This window comes from Pseudomonas sp. AP19 (assembly GCF_001728855.1).
Classification (GTDB): Bacteria; Pseudomonadota; Gammaproteobacteria; order Pseudomonadales; family Pseudomonadaceae; genus Aquipseudomonas; species Aquipseudomonas fluorescens.
In genome coordinates this window covers 30,169-53,091 of sequence record NZ_LXJP01000024.1, presented here as the reverse complement: position 1 = coordinate 53,091, position 22,923 = coordinate 30,169, and the positions used below count along the sequence as shown (strand labels likewise).

Below are 22,923 nucleotides of genomic sequence, written 5' to 3'. Positions count from 1 at the left end.
GCGGATGCCCAGGCGTATAAAGGACTATCTGATTGTATTAATTGCCGGTATGTGCCTGAGCACTACTGTGCCCGCGACCCCACAACCGGGTCCGGAAAACTTCACCTTATTGAGCCGCGCGGGTACCGTTCAACTGGATACTCAACTGGACAAGGCTCAGCGCCAGTGGTTGCTGAACAAACGCGAGCTGGTGCTGGGCACCTCGGCACCCGATTACCCACCCTTCGACCTGACCTCCAGCGGCCGCGACTATGAAGGCCTGACCGCCGATTACGCCGGGCTCCTGGCCAAAGCCATGGCCCTGCCTATCAAGGTATTGAGCTACCCCACGCGGGAAGCCTCGATTCGCGCCCTGGAAAAAGGTGAAATTGACCTGCTGGGTTCCTCCAACGGCTTTGAGGCCGCCAACCCGAATTTCATCCTGTCGCAGCCGTACGCAGTAGATCAGCCGGTACTGGTGACCCGCGAAGAGGAAACGCGCAGTTTGAGCGATGGCCTGGCCGGGCTGCGCCTGAGCCTCGTCTACCATTACCTGCCGCTGAGCGAAGTGGAAAAGTTGTACCCGCAGGCGGATATCCGCGCCTTCCCCTCGTATCAAAACGCCTTGAATGCAGTGGCCTTTGATCAGGCGGATGTGTTTCTGGGGGACACCATCTCCACCCATTACATGATCAACAAGGGCTATCTGAAGAACGTCCGCATGGCGAATTTCGGCAAGCATGAAGCCTATGGTTTCAGTTTTGCGCTGCGCCAGGACCAGCAGATTCTGCTCAGCATCGTCGATTCGATACTGGCGGCCGTTCCCATGAATGAGCGAGACAGCATCGCCAAGCGCTGGAGCGCCGGCAGCGATATCCTGCTGACCGACAAAAAACTGCAACTGACCCAACGTGAAGAACGCTGGTTGAAAGAGCACCCGGTCGTCAAAGTCGTGGTCAATGAGACCTTCGCGCCGCTGACGTTCTTCGATGCCGACGGCAATTTTCGCGGCATCACCGCCGACCTGCTGGAACTGATTCGCCTGCGGACGGGCTTGCGCTTCGAAATCCAGCGCATTCGCGAGGTCAACACGATGATAGAGCGGGTCACCTCGGGCCAAGCCGACATCATCGGCGCTATCGTGCCCAGCGCCGAGCGGGAGGCCCAACTCAGTTTCAGTCGTCCCTACCTGGAAAACTCCTATGTCCTGCTGACTCGCAAGGAGCCCAACGCCCCCTCGAGCCTGGAGCAGATGGCGGGCAAGCGCCTGGCAATCACCATGGGAAACCCGCTGGAAAAAATCCTGCAACAGGAATTCCCGGGGATTCTCCTGGTGGAAGTCAGTGACACCTTCAAGGCATCGGAAATGCTGGCCCAGGGCAACGTGGACGGTGCGGTGAATTCATTGGTCATCGCCAACTACTTTCTGTCCTCCCAGGTGTTCCAGGACAAACTACAGATCAGCGCCAGCATCGGCACCCTTCCAGCGACTTTCGCCCTGGCGACGCCGCGCCGCGCCGTCGAGCTGAGTTCAATCCTGGACAAGGCACTGCTGAGTATTTCCCCGGACGAAATGGGCGTGATCAACAGCCGCTGGCGGGGTTACACACCCGCCTCCGACAGCTACTGGCGCAATTACCACGAGTTGATTGCACAAATCATCATCGGTACGGGGTTGTTGCTGCTGATTTCCCTGACCTGGAACGCCTACATGCGCCGCCAGATCAAACACCGGAAGATGGCCGAACGGGCCCTCAACGACCAATTCGAGTTCATGCGCGCATTGGTCAATGAGACGCCGCACCCGATTTACGTACGCGACCGCAAGGGCCTGCTGCAAACCTGCAATGACAGTTACCTGCAAGTGTTCGGGGTCAAACGCGAGGAAGTGATTGGCAAGAGCGTGGTGCAAATGGACATGGCTCTGGAGTCGGAGGCGGCGCAGTACCACGCCGACTACCAACGGGTGGTCGCGGAAGGTAACCCGCTGATCCTCGATCGCTCCCTGCATATTCACGGGAAGAAACTGACGATCTACCACTGGATTCTTCCCTATCGCGACTCGGACGGCGAAGTTCAGGGCGTTATCGGCGGCTGGATCGACATCAGTGACCGGCGCCAACTGTTCGACGAACTGCGTGCTGCCAAGGAACGCGCCGACGAGGCAAACCGAGCCAAAAGCACCTTTCTCGCGACCATGAGCCATGAAATCCGCACGCCGATGAATGCGGTGATCGGGATGTTGGAACTGACCCTCAAGCGTGCCGACCAAGGCCATCTTGATCGCCCGGCTATCGAGGTGGCCTACAACTCGGCCAAGGACTTGCTGGAGCTGATTGGCGACATCCTCGACATTGCGCGCATCGAGTCCGGCCGCCTGAGCCTGGCGCCTGAGCGCGTGAATCTACGGGAAGTGATCGAGTCGGTGGTGCGCGTGTTCGATGGCTTGGCCCGCCAGAAAACCCTGCGCCTGTTGCTCGAATTCGACACCGACCTGGACGACACCACCGTACTGATCGACCCGCTGCGCTTCAAGCAGGTGCTGTCGAATCTGGTCAGCAACGCGATCAAATTCACCGAGCACGGGCAGGTGAAGATCAAGGTGCAGGTGCAAGCCACGCCGCTGCCGAACGAGATCCAGATGAAACTGGTGGTCGAGGACACGGGCATCGGCATCAGCCGGGACGATCAATCGCGTCTGTTCGAACCCTTTGCCCAGGCCGACAACTCCGGACACCTGGCCAGGAGTGGCGCCGGCCTGGGGTTGGTGATCTGTCGCAGCCTGTGCGAGATGATGGGGGGGCAACTGAGCCTGAGCAGCGTGCCCATGGTGGGCACTCAAGTGCAGGTCTGCTTGAAGATGACGAGCCTGCAGCCAAACGAGGTACAGGAAGAACTCAAGTCCCAGCCGCCCGCTGCCGCGCCGGTTCTCAATGTACTGGTGGTCGACGACCACCCGGCCAATCGCTTGCTGATGTGTCAGCAACTGGGTTATCTGGGGCATCAGTTCACGGCGGCCCAGCAAGGTGCTGCCGGGTTTCTGGCCTGGCGTCAGGAGCGCTTCGACCTGGTGATAGCCGACTGCAACATGCCCGTCATGAATGGCTATGAGTTGAGTCGCTCAATCCGTGAATATGAGCAGCGAGAGCAACAGGAGCCCTGTGTGATACTCGGTTTCACTGCCAATGCCCAACCCGAGGAGAAACAGCGGTGTGCGCAAGCGGGCATGAACGACTGCCTGTTCAAACCCATCAGCCTCACCGCGCTGGAGCAGCAACTGGCCCGAATCAGACCTCAATCGGCGGTCCTGCGGGTGGACCTCGACTGCCTCGAGGCACTGACCGGGGGTGATCCGCAATTAAGCCGGCGCTTGCTGGAGGAGCTGTTGGACAGCAGTCGCCATGACCGCCAGGACCTGCTGAGCTTGATGGCCAGACAGGCACCGCTCCAAGACATCATTGAGCAAGCCCACAAGATCAAGGGCGCCGCGCGCATCGTCCAGGCATGCGCCCTGGCCGCGCAATGCGAAGCACTGGAGCATGCCTGTGCGCGTCGCGATGAGCGCCCCCTGATCGAGGTCGAGGTGAAGTCCCTGGAAAAACTCATGCTGGAGCTGGAGAGGATACTGCAGGTGCAGCTCCATAAGCTGGATAGCCCATGACCAAGGCCAACCCTCTGCGCCCCGATCAGCAGTCGGTCAAGCGTAGAAAAATCGCCGCCAGTTGTTCGATACCCGCCTGGTCCCGCTCGTTAAAACGGGCCAGCGACGGGCTGTCCAGGTCAAGCACGCCAATCAGTACGCCATCCTTGATCAGCGGCACCACCAGTTCGCTGTTGGAGGCGCTGTCACAGGCGATATGGCCGGGGAACGCATGTACATCCTCAATCCGCTGGGTTTGCCGGGATGCCGCCGCCGCGCCGCACACGCCACGACCGAACGGAATGCGTACACAAGCGATCTGGCCCTGGAACGGGCCCAGCACCAGCTCTTCATCGCGGTTGAGGTAGAAGCCGGCCCAGTTCAAGTCGTCCAACTGGTTGAACAGGAACGCAGAGAACTGAGCGCTGTTGGCGATAAAGTCACGTTCATCGGCCAGCAGCGATTCCAGTTGTGCACATAACAGGGCATAGCCATCCAGGCCGGTGCCGGCCTGTTGCAAATCGATCATGGTTGACGCTCCAGCAATTTGAGTCCTACCCAATAACGGGCGAATTGATACGCGCAACGGCCGTTGCGATTGCCACGCCCGGTGGCCCAGCGTACGGCAAGAATGTCGAGGGCTTCATCGCGCTGCCACTGCAAACCGGCCTTGCTGGCCAGCTCGCCGATCCAGTGTTCGACCACATCCAGAAAATGCTCCTGGCTGAACGGGTAGAACGACAGCCACAGGCCAAAACGGTCGGACAGGGCGATTTTGTCTTCCACCGCCTCACTGGGGTGCAACTCACCGTCCACCCGCTTCCAGTTGTCATTGTCGCTCTGGTTTTCCGGCACCAGGTGACGACGGTTGGAGGTGGCATACAGCAACACGTTTTCCGGCGCCTGCTCCAGGGAGCCGTCCAACACGCTTTTGAGCACGCGGTAATCGCCCTCGCCCGCCTCGAAAGACAGGTCGTCGCAAAACAGGATAAAACGCTGCGGCAACTTGAGCAGTTGCTCGACTACGCGGGGCAGATCAGCCAGGTGATCGCGCTCGATTTCAATCAGGCGCAACCCCGCCCTGGCGTGCTCGGCCAGCAAAGCGCGCACCATCGACGATTTACCGGTGCCACGTGAGCCCCACAGCAGCGCATGGTTGGCAGGCAGCCCGTCGAGAAATTGCTGGGTGTTACGTGCCAGTTGTTCACGCTGTTTGTCTACGCCGATAAGATCGGACAAACGCATGTCCAGGCTGACTTCCAGGGGCAGCAAAAAGCCGCTGCGGCCTTCGCGCTGCCAACGGGCCGCGAGGCATTGGTTCCAGTCGATGGCTTGGCGCGGCGCAGGTAACAACGGTTCCAGGCGAGCAAGTACCGCATCGGCGCGCTCAAGAAAGGCATTCAATCGAGAATCCACGATTATTCCTCTGGCAAGTTCTTGCAAAAGATGGCGTATTGGCAACCCTGCGTCAGGCCGCACAAGGCTGCGTATAAAACGATTCATGCCGGCCAAGCCAGAGCCTGTGGATGTTCAGCTATGCTTGCCGGGCGAAGGGAAACGTGAAGTGGTTCAACACTCGATGGATATCAAGTTCGCCCACCGCTTGTCTTATAAACAAGCCAAATTGACTGTGCTGGTAGGTTTCGTGTTGGGAACCTTGCTCAGCCTGATCCAAATCGGCATTGATTATGCCAGCGAAGACGCATCGATCAACCGTGAAATACGCTCACTGATCGAAATCAGCCATAACCCAGCCTCGCGTATCGCCTACAACATCGATGCTGAACTCGCTCAGGAACTGACCCTGGGCCTGCTGCATTCCCCGGCGATTACCCGCGCGCAATTGATCGACAACAATGGCGTGGTCCTGGCCGACGTGAATCGACCGCGCAAGGAAAGTGCTTATCGGCCTGTCAGCGATTTTCTGTTTGGCGCCAACCGGGAGTTTGAAGACCGGCTGTTCCTGAGCCACATGCCCAGTGATTCCCTCGGCGTACTCCGCCTGGACGTGGACACCTACGCCTTTGGCAGCCGTTTCCTGCACCGTGCCGAGATTACCCTGCTCAACGGGTTCGCCCGCAGCCTGCTCCTGACCGGGATCCTGCTGGGCCTCTTTTACGTGATGTTGACCCAGCCGCTGGTGCGCATTATTCGCGCACTGAGCACCAGCAAGCAGGCCCGCCTGGATTGCCCACCGGGTCACGAAAACGATGAAATCGGCGTATTGGTCAACGTCGCCAACCAGCAATTCGACAATATGGAAACCGAAATCGAGCAGCGCCGCCACGCCGAGGACCGCCTCACCGAATACCTGGGCCAACTGGAAGATATCGTCTCCGCACGCACCCTGGAGCTCAAGGCCAGCAACCAACGCTTGAGCCAATCCAACGATGAGCTGGAAGCGGCAAAGTTGACCGCCTTGGGCATGGCCCAGGCCCGCGCCGCGTTCCTGGCCAATATGAGTCACGAGATCCGCACGCCGCTCAATGGTTTGCTGGGGATGATTGCGCTATCACTGGACAGCCCGTTGAACGCCGAACAGCGCCAGCAGCTGTCCATCGCCCACGACTCGGGCAAAGTTTTGGTGGAATTGCTCAACGATATTCTCGACCTGTCGAAGTTTGACGCCGGCCAACTGGAGTTGGAGCGCATCCCGTTTGATCTCGGTTCCCTGGTGGAAGACACCGCCAACTTGCTGTCGCAGAACGCGGCGCCGAGTGTCGAGTTAACCTGCCTGATCGACCCACTCTTTCCCGCTCAGGTAATAGGCGACCCGACGCGTGTGCGGCAAATCGTCAGCAACCTGCTTTCCAATGCCTTGAAGTTCACCCGCTTCGGCCGCGTGGATGTGCGCCTCAGCGCCCAGGATGGCCGGGTAAAAATCGAGGTCTGCGACACAGGCATCGGTATTGCCCAGGAAGCGCAGGTGAAGATCTTCCAGCCTTTCACCCAGGCCGGTGCGGGGATCACACGCCAGTTTGGCGGAACGGGACTTGGGTTGGCGTTGACCCACAACCTGTGTGAAGCCATGAAGGGCCGGCTGAGTATCAGCTCGGAGGTCGGTTTTGGCAGCCAGTTCTGTGCTGACCTGCCGCTGCCCATGCATTTGCCCGCCGCCCGGTACGCGCCCCTGGCAGGTGAGGTGATTGTCATCACCAGCGGCAGCAATGGCCTGACAGAGTTGCTCACCACGCTGTTGCCCCATTGGGGGCTGGCACCGCGCTGCTATTCCCAGGACGATGATTTGAGCGGGCAAACCCCCGACCTGCTGATTACCGATTGCCCGGAATGCCTGTTCCGCCTGCGCCCGGGGATTAGCGCGCCCATTCTGTTGGTCACCGCCTATGGCAACTTCATGCCCAGTGAGGAAGTCGCCGCCCTTGCCCCCCTGCAGCAACAGGCACGCCCGCTGAGCCGCAACGCGCTGTACCAGATTCTGCAACGCAACCTGCGCAGCGACACGCAACTGATCCTCGACCCGATCCAAATGGACAGTGCGCCCCTCGCCCATCGGGCGCGCATCCTGTTGGTGGAAGACAACCCGGTCAATCAGTTGGTGGCCAAAGGCATGCTCAGCAAGCTGGGATGCGAAGTCATTGTGGCCGCCCACGGCGGCGAAGCCCTCAAGCTCCTTGAAGAACAGCGCTTCGACATGGTGTTGATGGACTGCAATATGCCCGTGATGGACGGCTACGAAGCCAGCCGGCAGATTCGCCGCAGCGGGCGCTGGCCGGACCTGCCTATCGTCGCCTTGACCGCCAACGCCCTCTCGGAAGAACGCGAGCGTTGTCGGGCGGCGGGGATGGATGACTACCTGGCCAAGCCGTTCCGCCGCGAAGAACTCAAGGCCCTGCTGGACCTCTGGGTGCCTGACACGACAAGCCTTTGATCTGCGCCAGCAACTGGTCCAGGCCGTCGCGCAAGGCGTCGGCCTGGTTCAGGTCCACGCCGCTGTCGCACAGCAGCCGGGCTTTCAAGGCCTGGGCCTGGTCGCGCAACTGCACACCCGCCGGACTCAGGCTCAGGTGCATCTCACGCTCATCCCGTGTGCTGCGCTGACGCTTCACCAGCGCGAGCTGCTCCAGGCGCTTGAGCAAGGGCGTCAGCGTCCCGGAGTCAAGCATCAAGCGCTCGCCCAGGGCTTTGACCGTGGGTTGCGCCGGCGTCGCGTCCTGCCACTCCCACAGCACCAGCATCGCCACGTACTGCGGGTAGGTCAGGCCCAACTGATCGAGCATCGGCTTGTAGGCGCGCGTCACCGCGCGGGACGCGGCATAGAGCTTGAAACACAGCTGGTCGTCGAGCGCCAGGGACACGGCGGGCAAGTCGGTCATTTGAGCAGGGCTTCGATCTCTTGGGTCAAGTCCTCAGGCTTGGTGGTCGGGGCAAAACGCTTGACCACCTGACCGTCGCGACCGATCAGGAACTTGGTGAAGTTCCACTTGATGCCCTTCGAGCCCAGCAGGCCGGGCGCCTGTTTTTTTAGCTGCACAAACAACGGGTGGGCATCGCTGCCGTTCACGTCGATCTTTTTGAACAGTGGGAAGCTGACGCCGAAATTCAGCTCACAGAACTCGGAAATCGCGCCTTCGTTGCCCGGCTCCTGCTTGCCAAACTGGTTGCAGGGAAATCCCAGCACCACCAGGCCTTGGTCCTTGTACTGCTGCCACAGTTGTTCCAGCCCTTTGTACTGTGGGGTAAAGCCACATTTGCTGGCGGTGTTGACCACCAAAACGGCTTTGCCGGCGAAATCGGCCAAGGTCTTTTGCTCACCCTTGATGGTGGTGCACGGGATGCTCAGCAGGTTGTCACTCATGGCGGCGCCTCGAAATAAAAGGGGTAAGAGCCAGGAAGATAGTAGGCAATTCAATTGTGTGCAATTGAATTGCCCCGACTAATACCGCGTCATGGATCGCCCCCGCACCTTTGGCGGGGGCGGCTCACGGCTTAGCGTGGCACCAGGTCCAGGCACACCGAATTGATGCAGTAGCGCAGGCCGGTCGGCGGCGGACCATCGGGGAACACGTGCCCCAAGTGTGCATCGCACTTGGCGCAGGTGACTTCGGTACGGATCATGCCGTGGCTGACATCACGGATCTCGATCATCGCACTGTCGGCAATCGGCGCGTAGAAGCTCGGCCAGCCGCAGCCGGAATCGAATTTGGTGGTGGAATCGAACAGGGGCTCATTGCAGCAAATGCAGTGGTAAATGCCATCTGTCTTGGTGCCATTGTACTTACCGCTGAAAGGTCGCTCGGTGCCCTTGAGACGGCACACGTTGTACTGCTCTGGGTCGAGCATCGCCTTCCATTCATCAACGGTTTTCTGCAACTTTTCCATCGGTACACCTCGGCATCTGAAAAACCCTGATCTGTGTCTTTTCCATGGATCAGGCGGCACGTATGATTGCGCCTCGTCAAAACGTCAGTCTGGCACCCGCGCTATCGGCATTCAAACGTATTTATGGGTGCAGGCCTCGCAGGATTCGCAGTACGGTAGTGTCCACACCGTCTGGATCGTTCATTTTCAGGATCACATCGCCATGCAGGTCAGCAAATCGAACAAGCTCGCCAACGTCTGCTACGACATTCGCGGCCCAGTGCTCAAGCACGCCAAACGCCTGGAAGAGGAAGGCCATCGCATCCTCAAGCTGAACATTGGCAACCCGGCGCCGTTTGGTTTCGAAGCGCCGGACGAAATCCTCCAGGACGTGATCCGCAACCTGCCGACCGCCCAGGGCTACAGCGACTCCAAAGGCCTGTTCAGCGCACGTAAAGCAGTGATGCAGTATTACCAGCAAAAGCAGGTGGAAGGTGTCGGCATCGAAGACATCTACCTGGGCAATGGCGTGTCCGAGCTGATCGTGATGTCCATGCAGGCCTTGCTCAACAATGGCGATGAAGTGCTGGTGCCGGCGCCCGACTACCCGCTGTGGACCGCCGCCGTGACGCTGGCGGGTGGCCACCCGGTGCATTACCTGTGCGATGAAGGCGCCGACTGGTTCCCGGACCTGGCCGACATCAAGGCCAAGATCACTCCGAATACCAAAGCCCTGGTGATCATCAACCCGAACAACCCCACCGGCGCCGTGTACTCCAAGGAAGTGTTGCTGGGCATGCTCGAACTGGCGCGCCAGCACAACCTGGTGGTGTTCTCCGATGAAATCTACGACAAGATCCTCTACGACGACGCGGTGCACATTTGCACGGGTTCACTGGCACCGGACCTGCTGTGCCTCACGTTCAACGGCCTGTCCAAGTCCTACCGCGTGGCGGGTTTCCGCTCCGGCTGGGTCGCCATCTCCGGCCCTAAGCACAACGCCCAGAGCTACATTGAGGGCATCGACATGCTGGCCAACATGCGCCTGTGTGCCAACGTGCCGAGCCAGCACGCGATCCAGACAGCGCTCGGTGGCTACCAGAGCATCAACGACCTGATATTGCCCCAGGGTCGCCTGCTGGAGCAGCGCAACCGCACCTGGGAATTGCTCAACGCAATTCCGGGCGTCAGCTGCGTAAAACCTATGGGCGCGCTGTACGCCTTCCCGCGAATCGACCCGAAAGTGTGCCCGATCCTCAACGACGAGAAGTTCGTGCTCGACCTGCTGCTCTCGGAAAAGCTGCTGGTGGTCCAGGGAACGGCCTTCAACTGGCCGTGGCCGGATCACTTCCGCGTGGTGACCTTGCCGCGCGTAGATGACCTGGACATGGCCATCGGTCGCATCGGCAACTTCCTGAAGTCGTATCGCCAGTAATGCAACTATCGCTGTACGACCCCTGCCAGGTCGTACAGCGAGTATCTGGCAACACTTCTCTGCCCTGCCCCCCTCCTCTGCTGTCGCCACACACCACGGACCGGTCAGGCCCCTGTAATTACAGGGTGCCGGGGCAGGATTATGGTTATCCCGGCGTGCTTTTCAGGTGGGAAATTCCTTTCAAGCCTCTACATTCATGCTGTAGGACACAGTTTGAAATAGTCGCTCGGTTGAATCACCCCAAGCGGCACCTTATATACCCCGCAGTACGCGACATATTAAGCATGAGGAGAACTCTACAACCATGATGCGCATCCTGCTGTTCTTGGCCACTAACCTGGCGGTCGTGCTGATTGCCAGCATCACCCTGAGCCTTTTCGGCTTCAACGGGTTCATGGCGGCCAACGGGGTTGATCTGAACCTCAATCAGCTGCTGGTTTTCTGTGCGGTCTTTGGTTTTGCCGGCTCACTGTTCTCGCTGTTCATCTCCAAGTGGATGGCAAAGATGAGCACCAGCACCCAGGTCATCACCCAGCCACGCACCCGGCATGAACAATGGTTGCTGCAAACCGTTGAGCAATTGTCCCGCGAGGCCGGAATCAAGATGCCTGAGGTCGGGATCTTCCCGGCCTATGAAGCCAACGCCTTTGCCACCGGCTGGAACAAGAACGACGCGCTCGTTGCGGTGAGCCAGGGTATGCTGGAACGCTTTTCCTACGACGAAGTGAAGGCGGTACTGGCCCACGAGATCGGTCACGTAGCCAACGGCGACATGGTCACCCTGGCGCTGGTACAAGGCGTGGTGAACACCTTCGTGATGTTCTTCGCACGGATCATCGGCAACTTCGTCGACAAGGTGATCTTCAAGAACGAAGAAGGCCGTGGCATTGCCTACTACGTAGCGACCATCTTCGCGGAAGTGGTGCTGGGCTTCCTGGCCAGTGCAATCACCATGTGGTTCTCGCGCAAACGCGAATTCCGCGCAGACGAAGCCGGTGCCCGCCTGGCCGGTACCGGGGCAATGATTGCAGCGCTGCAACACCTGCGCTCCGAACAGGGCCTGCCGGTGCACATGCCCGACAGCCTGACGGCCTTTGGCATCAACGGTGGCATCAAGCAAGGCTTTGCACGCATGTTCATGAGCCACCCGCCGCTGGACGAGCGCATCGACGCGCTGCGTCGTCGGGGCTGATAGCCAGCAACCAGAAAGGGGCGATCTGATCGCCCCTTTTTTTATGCCCGAGATTTACGCCTTGTCCAACCGATAGGCACGCTCTTCAAGGCGCGTGACGCCGTCCTGCATCGCCTTCCAGCTCTCACTCAGGATGTCGCGCTCTTCCAGCACCGCCAAATCCCAACGGGCGCCGAGCAACACCCGGACCTCTTCGTCGGTGACCGCAAACGGTGGGCCGACCTTCTGCGTCTGGTCATAGTCGAGGGTGATCAGCAGCCCCTTGCAGCCAGGCCGCAGCAGACTATTGAGATGCTCGGTATAGCGCGCCCGCATCAGTGGCGGCAACGCAATCAACGCGGCCCGGTCGTAAAGCGCAGTGCAATCGTTGACCGCACTGGCGTCGAGGGCAAAGAAATCACCGCACCACACCTCGATCAACCCGGACTGATACACCTTGAACGCGCCGTGCTGGCGGATATGCGGCGTCAGCGACTGCTCACTGAAAAAGGCTTCAACGGCCTGCTCCGACAACTCCACGCCCAACACCGAATATTCGAGACTCGCCAGCCAGATCAGATCCAGGCTTTTGCCACACAACGGCACCAGCACCTTGGCTCCGTCAGCCAAGCCCAGGGTTGGCCAATGCCGCAGCAGGTAGGGATTGACCTCGGGCAGATGAAAACCGATCTGGTTGCGCGCCCAGCGCTCTTGCCAAAACTTAGGCTCCATAAATCACCCTGAAAATTCGATCAAAAGGCGCTAAAACTTATATTAGATTTAGATCAATGATCTGATTGAAGATGGGCCCATCTTAACGCTCAGGACCCCACTTATGCTCCCTAGCCTGTTTATCTCCCACGGCTCACCCATGCTTGCCCTGCAACCTGGCGCCAGCGGCCCGGCGTTGCGGCGTTTGGCGGCTGAACTGCCACGGCCCAAGGCGATTGTGGTGGTGTCCGCGCACTGGGAAAGCCAAACATTGCTGGTCAGCGGCAGCGCCGCCCCGGAAACCTGGCACGATTTCGGTGGTTTCCCCCGCGAACTGTTTGCCGTGCAATACCCAGCGCCGGGCGACCCGCAGTTGGCGGGTGAAATTGTCGACCTGCTCAAGGCTGACGGCCTGGATGCACAAATCGATGAGCGCCGGCCCTTCGACCACGGCACCTGGGTGCCGCTGTCGCTGATGTACCCGGCTGCGGATATTCCAGTCGTGCAAGTCTCGCTGCCCAGCCGTATGGGCCCGGCCCTGCAGACCCGAGTCGGCCACGCACTCGCGGGCTTGCGCGAGCAAGGCGTGCTGTTGATCGGTTCCGGCAGCATCACCCACAACCTCGGCGAGCTGAACTGGCACGCCGGGCCCGAGAGCATCGAGCCCTGGGCACGTGACTTCCGTGATTGGGTGGTGGCTAAGCTCGCTGCCAACGACGAAGCTGCCTTGCACGACTATCGCCGCCAGGCGCCCCATGCCGTGCGCAGCCATCCGAGCGATGAGCACCTGTTGCCGTTGTACTTTGCGCGTGGCGCCGGAGGCGATTTCAGCGTGGCGCACCAGGGGTTCACGATGGGCGCGCTGGGGATGGACATCTACCGTTTCGGCTAACAGAGATCTATAGGCAAGCCAGCTCCCACAGTTGATCGCGTAGTCGTCAATAAACACCCGGCAAAAAAAATCCCCGAACCAGTCGGGGATTTTTTATGTGCGATCAATCAGCCCAAGGGCGGATCAATCTTCGCGGTAGCGACGCAGCTTCAGCTGCTTACCGGCAACGCGCGTGTCTTTCAGCTTGGCCAGCAGTTTTTCCAGGCCGTCTTCCGGCAGCTCCACCAGGGAGAAGCTGTCACGGACCTGAATGCGACCGATCGCTTCACGTGCCAGGCCACCCTCGTTGAGGATAGCGCCCAGCAGGTTCTTGGCGGCGATGCCATCACGCGCGCCCAGCGCGGTACGGCAACGAGCACGGCCTTCAGCCAATGGAACCGGAGCGCGACGCTCACGATCACCACGGTCTGGACGGTCACCGGTACGCTCTGGACGATCACCGCGTGGCGCGTTGTTCGGAACCAGTGGGCGTTCTTTCTCGATGGCTGCCAGGGTCAGGGCCTGACCGTTGGTGGCTTTGCGCAGCAGAGCTGCAGCCAGGGCACGAGGGGTGCAACCGATATCGGCAGTCAGGCGGTCCAGCAGTTCGCCGTGGGTCGATTCAGCGTCAGCCACCAGCGGCGACAAGCTGTTGGTCAGTTTCTTGATGCGCGCATCGAGAACGGCCTGGGCATCCGGCAGGCGGACTTCGGCAACTTTCTGACCGGTAACACGCTCGATCACTTGCAGCATGCGGCGCTCACGTGGAGTCACCAGCAGCAGTGCACGACCTTCGCGACCGGCACGGCCGGTACGGCCGATACGGTGAACGTAGGACTCTGGGTCGTACGGCATGTCAACGTTGAACACGTGGGTGATACGTGGAACGTCGAGGCCACGGGCAGCAACGTCGGTCGCCACAACGATGTCCAGACGGCCATCCTTGAGGGAGTCGATCACGCGCTCACGTTGGTTCTGGGCAATGTCACCGTTCAGCGCAGCGGCTTTGTAGCCTTTGGCTTCCAGGGCACTGGCCAGGTCCAGGGTCGCTTGCTTGGTGCGCACGAACATGATCAGGGCGTCGAAGTCTTCAACTTCCAGCAGGCTCAATACAGCCGAGGTCTTCTGGTCAGCGTGAACCAACAGGTGAGCCTGTTCGATCGCGGTAACGGTCTGAGTCTTGGTCTGGATCTTCACGTGTTGCGGATCGCGCAGGTGGCGTTCGGCAATGGCACGGATCGACTGTGGCAGGGTCGCCGAGAACAGTACGGTCTGACGGGTCGGTGGCAGCGCCTTGAAGATGACTTCCAGGTCATCCATAAAGCCCAGCTTCAACATTTCGTCAGCTTCGTCCAGAACCAGGTGGTTCACGGTCGACAGCACTTTCTCGTCACGACGCAGGTGGTCGCACAGACGGCCCGGGGTGGCGACAACGATCTGTGCGCCGTTACGGATTGCTTTCAGTTGTGGGCCCATAGGCGCGCCGCCGTAAACGGCCACAACGGTTACGCCTGGCATTTGCTTGGCGTAGGTTTCAAAAGCGGTTGCTACTTGCAGCGCCAACTCACGGGTTGGCGCCAGGATCAGGGCTTGCGGCTCGCGCTTGGCAGGATCGATGCAATGCAGAATAGGCAGGGCGAACGCGGCGGTTTTACCGGTACCGGTTTGCGCCTGGCCAATCATGTCCTGGCCGGCCATGATGATTGGGATCGATTGCTGCTGAATAGCCGAAGGTTCTTCGTAGCCGGTCGCGATGACGGCAGCAAGAATGTTCGGGTTAAGATTAAAAGCGGCGAAGCCGCCGGTTTCCTGGGTCATGGGTCTGCCTCTAAGTGCATCCGCAAAGACCCATGCTCCAAAGCTGCGCATGCCGTGTTGAGACTCAAGAGTCGCCCTGGCTGCTTTGTCGGCGGGGATTTGCGAAAACGAATGAATGAAAAAGATTCGTCAAGGAAGAGTCCGCTGTGCGGACGTGCAGCCGAAGCTGACTTCGGGGAATTGCGCTACCTAAACGCGGCCCGGTTAAAGGCCGGCGCGCACTATACCGGAAATACCTGAAAAAGGGAGCTTTTTTTATCTGAAAGCGCCGATAAACCGCACTGCGTCAATGCCTTTGCAGATACGCGCGCCAGGGTCTATTTTTCAAAGGCCCGGCCCTGTTGGTCATAACACTTAAACGGTTCACCTCTCCATCAAGACCCTTCGGTCTGAAACCTTAACCAAGCCCTGAGGGCACACCCGATGAATCAAGCCAGCAGCCGTCGCGTCAGTCGTGAATTACAGGGCCATGTCCTGCTGTTGGGCCTGAACCGGGTGGAAAAGCGCAACGCCTTTGACCTGGAGTTGCTCAATGAGCTGAGCCTGGCTTACGGCGAATTTGATCGAAACGACGAGGCGCGGGTCGCCGTGGTGTTTGCCCACGGCGACCACTTCACCGCCGGGCTGGACCTGATCAATGTCAGCGGCGTGATGTCGGGCGGCTGGCAACCGCCCCTGGGCGGGTGCGATCCGTGGGGTGTATTTGCCGGGCCCAGGGTCAGCAAACCGGTGATCGTCGCGGCTCAGGGTTACTGCTTGACTATCGGTATCGAGTTGATGCTCGCGGCGGATATCAATATTTGCGCGAGCAACACACGCTTTGCGCAGATGGAAGTACAGCGTGGGATCTTTCCGTTTGGCGGCGCGACACTGCGCTTTCATCAAGTGGCCGGCTGGGGCAATGCGATGCGCTGGTTGCTCACCGGCGATGAATTCGACGCGCATGAAGCCCTGCGTCTCGGGCTGGTGCAGGAAGTGATGGCCAGCGAAGACCTGCTGCCCCGTGCCATCGAGTTGGCCAGTCGCATTGCCCGCCAGGCGCCGCTGGGGGTGCAGGCGACGTTGATGTCGGCGCGCCAGGCGCGCATGCAAGGTGAAACCGTCGCGGCGGCAGGGTTGCAGGCGGTGGTGGAGAAATTGTTGAACAGTGAGGATGCCAAAGAAGGTGTGCGGGCGATGGTTGAGAAGCGGCCGGGGGTGTTTAAAGGAATTTGAGCACCTTGATTTAGCAGTCGACAGTGCTGGCCACTTCGCGAGCAAGCCCGCGCCCCGTTTGTACGCGTACATCCTTTGGAATGCGGTCGGGCGGGAGCGGGCTTGTTCGTGAAGGCGTCGGAACAGGCAACTAAGTCGCCGGCCGAATCGCCTTGATCAACGCCTGCAACGAATACCCCAACCGCGGCGCCAACGCCTCGGCGCGCGCCGTGAGGGCACCCAGATCAAGCGCCTGATCCAGCTCCGAAGGCACCAGCAGAATCACATTGCCCTCCTTCACCGGCAGCTCCCAGTAATGCCGGTGATACAACCCGCGCAGCAAGGCTGCGCCCAGCGGTTTGCCGTCGTCGGTGGCCCATTGGTTGATCACCAGCCAGCCACCCGGGTTGAGTTTCTTTTGGCAGTTTTCCAGGAAGGTCCAGGCCAGATGCCCGACGCCCGGGCCAACATCCGTATACAAGTCGACGAAAATCAGGTCGGCCGGCTCGGCGGTGTCGAGCAATTGCAGGGCGTCACCAATGCGGATGTACAAGCGCGGGTCGTCATCCAGCCCCAGGTACTCAATGGCCAGGCGTGGCACATCCGGGCGCAGCTCGATGGCTTCGACGTCTTCCAGCGGCAGGAACTTGAGGCACGCCTGGGTCAGCGTGCCGGCGCCAAGGCCCAGGAACAGCGCGCTCTCCGGCTGCTCATGGCACAACGCACCGATCAACATGGCGCGGGTGTAGTCGTACTCCAGCCAGCTGGGGTCGGCGGTAAATACGCAGCTTTGCTCGATGGCATCGCCAAACTCGAGAAACCGGTAGTCGGCCACTTCGAGCACACGGATCATGCCGAAATCATCATGGACTTCGGCCAGCAGGCGCTCGACACGCTCCTCGGTCATCACTACTCCTAATGGGTTTACCGCACGGCAAAGGCGCGATTGTCGGCCAAGCGGCGGCAACAGGTCACGCACTAATTGCTGATAACATTGGTGCCCGACCGTCAATCAACCAATCGAGTTCACGATGAGCCAACCCTGGAGCCCCGACAGCTGGCGCGCCCTGCCGATCCAGCAACAACCCCAGTACCCGGACGCTGCACACTTGCTGCACGTGGAGCAGAACCTGGCCAGCTACCCGCCACTGGTGTTTGCCGGGGAAGCCCGCGAGTTGCGCCGTCAGTTTGCCGAAGTAACCCAGGGCCGCGCGTTCCTGTTGCAGGGCGGCGACTGCGCCGAGAGCTTCGCCGAGTTCTCGGCGGCAAAAATCCGCGACACCTTCAAGGTGCTGCTGCAGATGGCGATCGTGATGACCTTCGCCGCCGGCTGCCCGGTGGTGAAAGTCGGGCGCATGGCCGGCCAGTTCGCCAAGCCGCGCTCGGCCAACGATGAAACCATCGACGGCATTACCCTGCCCGCCTACCGCGGCGACATCGTCAACGGCATCGGTTTCGACGAAAAAAGCCGCGTGCCGGACCCCGACCGCCTGCTGCAGTCCTATCACCAGTCCACCGCCACGCTGAACCTGCTGCGCGCGTTTGCCCAGGGCGGTTTTGCCGACCTGCATCAAGTGCACAAATGGAACCTGGACTTCATCGCCAACTCCGCACTGGCCGAGAAGTACAGCCAACTGGCGGACCGCATCGACGAAACCCTGGCCTTCATGCGCGCCTGCGGCATGGACAGCTCACCGCAGCTGCGCGAAACCAGCTTCTTCACTGCCCACGAAGCGCTGCTGCTCAACTATGAACAGGCCTTCGTGCGCCGCGACAGCCTGACCAACGACTACTACGATTGCTCGGCCCACATGTTGTGGATCGGCGACCGCACCCGTCAGTTGGACGGTGCCCACGTCGAATTCCTGCGCGGGGTGAACAACCCGATTGGCGTCAAGGTCGGCCCGAGCATGAACCCGGAGGACCTGATCCGTCTGATCGACATCCTCAACCCGGACAACGACCCCGGCCGCCTCAACCTGATCGCGCGCATGGGCGCCGGCAAGGTCGGCGACCACCTGCCCAACCTGATCCGCGCCGTACAGCGCGAAGGCAAGCAGGTGCTGTGGAGTTCGGACCCGATGCACGGCAACACCATCAAGGCCAGCAGCGGCTACAAGACCCGCGACTTTGCGCAGATTCTGGGTGAGGTGAAGGAGTTCTTCCAGGTGCATCAGGCCGAGGGCTCGTATGCCGGCGGGATTCACATCGAGATGACCGGGCAGAACGTTACCGAATGCATCGGCGGCGCACGGCCGATCACCGAAGACGGCTTGTCGGACCGCTACCACACCCATTGCGACCCACGGATGAATGCCGACCAGTCGCTGGAACTGGCGTTTCTGATTGCCGAGACGTTGAAACAAGTCAAACGCTGAGAGATTGACTCGACCGGTCGCGCCATCGCGGGCGCGCCCGGCGCCCACCTTCAACCGCGTACTCCTGTCGGCGTCGGGCTTGCCCGCGATGGCGCGCTAAAGGCCACTGTCCACGTCGAGCATGGCTGCTCTTAACCGCGCAGCACTCGGCCGCTGGCAATTGAGCTGGACCTGTTCCAACCCCAGCCAGTCAGCCATTTGCCGCAGGTTCAACGCCAACGCCTGCATCCCGGCGTCGTCCAGCCCCGGCGCCTCTTCGTGTACCGCATGCACCGCCAAGCGCCCGTTGGCGCGTTCGGCGCGCAGGTCCACGCGCGCAGCAATGCGCTCGTTGTGTAAAAACGGCAGCACGTAGTAGCCGTACACCCGCTTTGCCTGCGGGGTGTAGATTTCCAGCCGATAGCGAAAATCGAACAGCCGCTCAGTGCGGCTGCGCTCCCAGATCAGCGAATCGAAGGGCGACAGCAACGCACTGGCCGGCACCGTGCGGGGCACTTTCGGCTCAGGCAGGCAGTACGCCGGCTGCTTCCAGCCTTGCACCCGGCACGCCAGCAACTGCTCGTCCTCGACCAACTCGGCCAATCGGCTGCGGCTGTCGGCGGGGTCCAGGCGGAAATAATCACGCAGGTCCTTTTCAGTGGCCACCCCCAATGCCTTCGCACTGTGCAGCAGCAAGCCGCGCTGGGCCTCAGCTTCGCTCAAGGGGGATTGTTGAAGGATGCCGACGGGGATGACCCGCTCGGGCAAATCGTAGAGCCGCTCAAAACCACGTCGCCCTGCGACGGTGACCAGGCCGGCGGCGAACAGCCATTCCAGCGCGTGTTTTTCATCACTCCAATCCCACCAAGGGCCGGCACGCTCTTCACGGGTGGACAAGCTGCCCGCGCCCAACGCGCCCCGCTCCTCGACGGCCTGCAGGACGCGATGAACAGTGGCTTGCTGCTCACGCCCAAAACGCGCCATCTGCGCATAGATCCCCTGCCCCAGCTTTGCCCGTTCCATGCGCCAGCGCATCAACGGGTACAGCGCCATTGGCAGCAAAGAGGCCTCATGGCCCCAGTATTCAAATAGCGAACGCCGCCGCCCTTGGCTCCAGGCGGCGTCTTCAAGAAGCAAAGGGGCGTAATCACCCAGGCGGGAAAACAGCGGCAGATAATGCGAGCGCACTACCGCATTGACCGAATCGATCTGTAACACGCCCAAGCGATCAATCACCCGGTTGAGGTGCGCAGCCTTGATCACCGCTGGCGCCTGGCGCCCGGAAAAACCCTGGGCCACCAGCGCCATGCGTCGAGCTTGCTTGAGTGAAAAACACAGGTCGACGGGCATGGGATTCTCCGTATGGGCGCGCCGACTACACTACTGCATCCTGGGTCATTTTCGCAGCGGGTCTTGCCAGAAAGGCAGGTGGCGATCCTGCTCCACATCGCCACGATTGAGCCCGATGTCCTTGAGTGCGTCATCACTCAAGCTCGCCAGCACCTGACGCTCGTGGTGCAGTGCCTGCCAACGGGCCACCACCTGAAACAGCCCGAAAAACGGACGTTTCGTCATCAACACAAAACCTTTCTGACCTTTCATCTTCTCGCCCTCCAGTGGGGATGACGAGAGTGTGTGCCTGGCCTTATGATCAATCCAACGAATGTTTCTTATGCAATACATCTCGGAGATTGATCAATTGTCCGACTACCCGAGCATCGACACCGACGTGCTGCGTACCTTCGTCGCCATCGCCGACCAGGGCGGTTTTACCCGGGCCGGCGAGCTGGTCAATCGCACGCAATCAGCGGTGAGCATGCAGATGAAGCGCCTGGAAGAAGACGTGCTGCAACGCAAACTGTTCGAACGCGACGGCCGCCAGGTGCGGCTGACGCCCGAAGGCCAAGTGCTGCTCGGTTATGCGCGGCGCATCCTGAAGCTGCACAGTGAGGTGTTCAACACGCTGCGCGAACCGCACATGGTCGGGTTGGTACGTATCGGTACGCCAGACGACTACGTGATGCGTTATCTGCCGGGCATCCTCAAACGGTTTTCCAAAGCCTACCCGTTGATCCAGATCGAAATGCACTGCGAATCGTCATTGGTATTGATGCAGCGCCGCGATCTGGCCCTCACCGTGATCAGCCGGGAGCCCGGGAGTGAAATCGGCGAACTGTTGCGCAATGAGCGCATGGTCTGGGTGGCGGCGCCGTGCTTCTGTGTGGACGAGCATGAGTCGCTGCCATTGGCTATTTCCGGGGTGGACAGCTTCTGCACCCACTGGACTCGCTCTGCCCTCGAATCCATTGGGCGCGACTATCGCCTGGCCTATCACAGCTCCAACGGGGCGGCGATCCAGGCGGTGGTCAGCGCAGGCCTGGCAGTCACCGTCAGCATGCAAAGCCTGGTGACAGACGACCTGCGGGTACTGGGCAGTGACGAGGGATTTCCACCGCTGCCGTCGGTTAATTTGCGCCTGCTGCGCAACCCGGCCATGACCTCGCCGATAACCGAATGCCTGGCCGAGTACATCCTTGAAGGCTTCAAACTTTAAAGGTGAGCATCACCGCGCACACCGCCAGAAAACCGCAAAACAAGCCGCGCAGTACCCGTTCCGGCAGCGCGTGGGCAACTTTCACGCCCCAACTGATACTCAGCAGGCCACCCACCGCCAGTGGAACACCGATCATCCAGTCCACCTCGTGGTGCCAGGCGTAGGTGACCAGGGTGACGCTGGTGCTGGGCAACGCCAGGGCCAGGGACAAGCCTTGGGCGACCACCTGGGTGGTGCCGAACAGGCTGGTCAACACCGGCGTGGCCACCACCGCGCCGCCCACACCAAACAAACCGCCCATGGAGCCCGACGCGGCACCCAGCACGCCGAGCCATGGCCAGGAATACCGCATCTGCGCCGTCGGCGGCGCATTCCGGGTGAACATGCGCAGCAGGTTGTACGCCGACAACGTCAGCAAGAACGCAATAAAACCGATGCGCATGGCGCCGGCATCCAGGCCGACCGCCCAGATCGAGCCGAGCCAGGCAAAGCTGAAGCCCATGACACCCAACGGTAACGCGTGACGCAGTTCGATACGGTTGCGCTGGTGGTAACGCCACAGGGCCAACATGACGTTAGGCACCACCATCACCAGCGCGGTGCCTTGGGCAAGCTGTTGATCGAGACCGAACAGCACGCCGAGTACCGGGATCGCAATCAACCCGCCACCAATGCCGAACAGACCGCCCACGGTGCCGAGGGCCGCGCCCAATACCAGATACATCGCTAGATCCAACACCGCTCATTACTCCAGAAGCCCAGGCCTCGCATGCTACGCAGTCGGCTCTGGCGCGCAAAGGCACAGCAACGCACAATGGCTGTGCCAATCTCGCATAAGCGCTTGCCCATGAACCCGAATGCCCTGACCGATCAACTCGGCCTGTTTCTCGATGTACTGGAGACCGGCAGTTTTTCCGCCGCCGCCCGCCGGCATCCGCTGACCCCTTCGGCAGTGGCCCGACGCATCGACAGCCTGGAAAATTCGGTGGGCAGCCGCTTGTTTCAGCGCAGCACCCACGCCGTGGTGCCGACCCCGGCGGGCCTGGCCTTCGCGGAGCGAGCGCGGCGAATCGTCAGCGAGTTGCAGTTGGCGCGTGCCGAGGCGGTGTCATTGAGCCATGCGCCAGAAGGCTTGATTCGTGTGGACGCCCCGGCCGCGTTCGGACGACGGCACTTGGCGCCGGTGATTGCCGACTTTTTGAAGGTGTACCCGGGGCTCGACGTGCACCTGCATTTGATCGACAGCTTCGTCGATATGCAGGGCGCCCATCTGGGCAAGGTCGACCTGGTGCTGCGCGCCGGGCATATCGTCGACACCCGCCTGATCGCCACGCCCTTGGCCAGCATCGTGCGTATCGCCTGCGCCAGCCCGGCGTACTTGAAAAGTCGTGGCACGCCGACCCATCCCAGCGAGCTGAGTGAACATGACGGCCTCGACTGGGACGGCCTGGCGCCGATGTTCGCCTGGCGCTTTGAACTGGATGGGCGCCGCGCCACTTATCGCCCACGGCGCATTCGCATGAGTGCCAATAATGCCGAAGCGCTGCTCTCGGGCGCGCTCGCCGGGCTGGGTATTGCGCATTTGCCGACCTGGCTGGCCAGTGAATACCTGGTGCGGGGTGAACTGCTACCACTGTTTTGCGAAGACGGCCTACCCAGCCCGGAAACCACCGGCATCTACGCGCTGCGCCTGGAACAACAGGCCAATGCGCGTAGTCGGTTGTTGCTGGAATACCTCAAGTCGCGCTTCAGCCCCGTGCCACCGTGGGATCTGGCACTGCAAAGCGGCCTGGTCTGAGCACTCGGCCAGAATTATCTGGCGCATTAAAGATTTGCCCGCTAGATTCCAGCCCAGACACGCTTTTTCGAGGCAC

General features: G+C 60.7%; 20 protein-coding genes. 9 read left to right on the top strand and 11 right to left on the bottom strand.

Annotated features, from left to right (window positions below; translation table 11 throughout):
• Positions 1-4 precede the first annotated feature (4 nt).
• Entirely contained in the window at positions 5-3,640 is a 3,636-nt protein-coding gene (locus A7D21_RS17690; protein ID WP_053255170.1) for a transporter substrate-binding domain-containing protein, read from the top strand.
• Between the two features lie 25 nt (positions 3,641-3,665).
• On the opposite strand, the gene A7D21_RS17685 is transcribed toward A7D21_RS17690, so the two are convergent.
• Together A7D21_RS17685 and A7D21_RS17680 are read right to left on the bottom strand one after the other, a co-directional pair.
• Positions 3,666-4,148: a GAF domain-containing protein gene (locus tag A7D21_RS17685; RefSeq protein WP_053255169.1), complete on the bottom strand. Its 483-nt coding sequence runs from the start codon at positions 4,146-4,148 to the stop codon at positions 3,666-3,668.
• Positions 4,145-5,035, bottom strand: coding sequence for an ATP-binding protein (locus A7D21_RS17680; protein ID WP_053255168.1), 891 nt, complete (start codon positions 5,033-5,035; stop codon positions 4,145-4,147). Before A7D21_RS17680 ends, A7D21_RS17685 begins: the two co-directional genes overlap by 4 nt.
• Before the next feature lie 163 nt (positions 5,036-5,198).
• On the opposite strand from A7D21_RS17680, the gene A7D21_RS17675 reads away from it, so the two are divergent.
• A complete protein-coding gene (locus A7D21_RS17675; protein ID WP_069552282.1) occupies positions 5,199-7,508 on the top strand; it encodes a response regulator in 2,310 nt (769 codons plus the stop codon).
• Here A7D21_RS17675 and A7D21_RS17670 read toward each other — a convergent pair.
• The 3 genes from A7D21_RS17670 to msrB form a co-directional block, all read right to left on the bottom strand.
• Positions 7,462-7,953 carry a MarR family winged helix-turn-helix transcriptional regulator gene (locus A7D21_RS17670; protein ID WP_069552261.1) on the bottom strand — a complete coding sequence of 164 codons (492 nt, stop codon included), beginning with the start codon at positions 7,951-7,953 and terminating at the stop codon, positions 7,462-7,464. The two genes, A7D21_RS17675 and A7D21_RS17670, sit on opposite strands and share 47 nt — an antisense overlap.
• Complete coding sequence (locus tag A7D21_RS17665; RefSeq protein WP_053255166.1) at positions 7,950-8,435, bottom strand: glutathione peroxidase; 486 nt, start codon at positions 8,433-8,435, stop codon at positions 7,950-7,952. The genes A7D21_RS17670 and A7D21_RS17665 overlap by 4 nt, the downstream gene beginning before the upstream one ends.
• 131 nt (positions 8,436-8,566) lie before the next feature.
• A complete protein-coding gene (gene msrB, locus A7D21_RS17660) occupies positions 8,567-8,959 on the bottom strand; it encodes a peptide-methionine (R)-S-oxide reductase MsrB (RefSeq protein WP_053255165.1) in 393 nt (130 codons plus the stop codon).
• A gap of 202 nt (positions 8,960-9,161) precedes the next feature.
• Between msrB and A7D21_RS17655 the strand changes: the two genes are divergently transcribed.
• Both A7D21_RS17655 and htpX read left to right on the top strand, forming a co-directional pair.
• On the top strand, positions 9,162-10,373 hold the full coding sequence (locus tag A7D21_RS17655) for a pyridoxal phosphate-dependent aminotransferase (RefSeq protein WP_053255164.1): 1,212 nt from the start codon (positions 9,162-9,164) through the stop codon (positions 10,371-10,373).
• 304 nt (positions 10,374-10,677) lie between these two features.
• Positions 10,678-11,565: a protease HtpX gene (htpX, locus tag A7D21_RS17650; protein ID WP_053255163.1), complete on the top strand. Its 888-nt coding sequence runs from the start codon at positions 10,678-10,680 to the stop codon at positions 11,563-11,565.
• A 54-nt stretch (positions 11,566-11,619) separates the two neighbouring features.
• Here htpX and A7D21_RS17645 read toward each other — a convergent pair whose 3' ends face one another.
• Positions 11,620-12,276, bottom strand: a complete 657-nt coding sequence (locus A7D21_RS17645) for a thiopurine S-methyltransferase (RefSeq protein WP_053255162.1) — start codon at positions 12,274-12,276, stop codon at positions 11,620-11,622.
• 103 nt (positions 12,277-12,379) lie between these two features.
• Between A7D21_RS17645 and A7D21_RS17640 the strand changes: the two genes are divergently transcribed.
• Entirely contained in the window at positions 12,380-13,147 is a 768-nt protein-coding gene (locus A7D21_RS17640) for a class III extradiol ring-cleavage dioxygenase (RefSeq protein WP_053255161.1), read from the top strand.
• 123 nt (positions 13,148-13,270) lie between these two features.
• Here A7D21_RS17640 and A7D21_RS17635 read toward each other — a convergent pair whose 3' ends face one another.
• The gene (locus A7D21_RS17635) at positions 13,271-14,944 is read right to left on the bottom strand and encodes a DEAD/DEAH box helicase (RefSeq protein ID WP_053255160.1); all 1,674 of its coding nucleotides are present in this window, start codon (positions 14,942-14,944) and stop codon (positions 13,271-13,273) included.
• Positions 14,945-15,367: 423 nt separating this feature from the next.
• Between A7D21_RS17635 and A7D21_RS17630 the strand changes: the two genes are divergently transcribed.
• On the top strand, positions 15,368-16,159 hold the full coding sequence (locus A7D21_RS17630) for a crotonase/enoyl-CoA hydratase family protein (protein WP_053255159.1): 792 nt from the start codon (positions 15,368-15,370) through the stop codon (positions 16,157-16,159).
• A gap of 130 nt (positions 16,160-16,289) precedes the next feature.
• On the opposite strand, the gene A7D21_RS17625 is transcribed toward A7D21_RS17630, so the two are convergent.
• Positions 16,290-17,045 carry a spermidine synthase gene (locus A7D21_RS17625; RefSeq protein ID WP_053255158.1) on the bottom strand — a complete coding sequence of 252 codons (756 nt, stop codon included), beginning with the start codon at positions 17,043-17,045 and terminating at the stop codon, positions 16,290-16,292.
• A gap of 124 nt (positions 17,046-17,169) precedes the next feature.
• Here A7D21_RS17625 and A7D21_RS17620 point away from each other — a divergent pair, with 124 nt between their 5' ends.
• Entirely contained in the window at positions 17,170-18,516 is a 1,347-nt protein-coding gene (locus tag A7D21_RS17620) for a class II 3-deoxy-7-phosphoheptulonate synthase (protein WP_053255157.1), read from the top strand.
• A 96-nt stretch (positions 18,517-18,612) separates the two neighbouring features.
• On the opposite strand, the gene A7D21_RS17615 is transcribed toward A7D21_RS17620, so the two are convergent.
• Together A7D21_RS17615 and A7D21_RS17610 are read right to left on the bottom strand one after the other, a co-directional pair.
• Positions 18,613-19,845, bottom strand: coding sequence for a winged helix-turn-helix domain-containing protein (locus A7D21_RS17615; RefSeq protein WP_069552260.1), 1,233 nt, complete (start codon positions 19,843-19,845; stop codon positions 18,613-18,615).
• Positions 19,846-19,890: 45 nt separating this feature from the next.
• Positions 19,891-20,097 carry a DUF1127 domain-containing protein gene (locus tag A7D21_RS17610; RefSeq protein ID WP_053255155.1) on the bottom strand — a complete coding sequence of 69 codons (207 nt, stop codon included), beginning with the start codon at positions 20,095-20,097 and terminating at the stop codon, positions 19,891-19,893.
• A 70-nt stretch (positions 20,098-20,167) separates the two neighbouring features.
• Here A7D21_RS17610 and A7D21_RS17605 point away from each other — a divergent pair, with 70 nt between their 5' ends.
• Entirely contained in the window at positions 20,168-21,049 is an 882-nt protein-coding gene (locus A7D21_RS17605; RefSeq protein WP_069552259.1) for a LysR family transcriptional regulator, read from the top strand.
• Here the strand turns inward: A7D21_RS17605 and A7D21_RS17600 are convergent.
• Positions 21,039-21,788, bottom strand: a complete 750-nt coding sequence (locus A7D21_RS17600; RefSeq protein WP_053255153.1) for a sulfite exporter TauE/SafE family protein — start codon at positions 21,786-21,788, stop codon at positions 21,039-21,041. The genes A7D21_RS17605 and A7D21_RS17600 overlap by 11 nt on opposite strands.
• A 108-nt stretch (positions 21,789-21,896) precedes the next feature.
• Between A7D21_RS17600 and A7D21_RS17595 the strand changes: the two genes are divergently transcribed.
• Complete coding sequence (locus A7D21_RS17595; protein ID WP_053255358.1) at positions 21,897-22,847, top strand: LysR family transcriptional regulator; 951 nt, start codon at positions 21,897-21,899, stop codon at positions 22,845-22,847.
• The last annotated feature ends 76 nt before the right edge of the window (positions 22,848-22,923 follow it).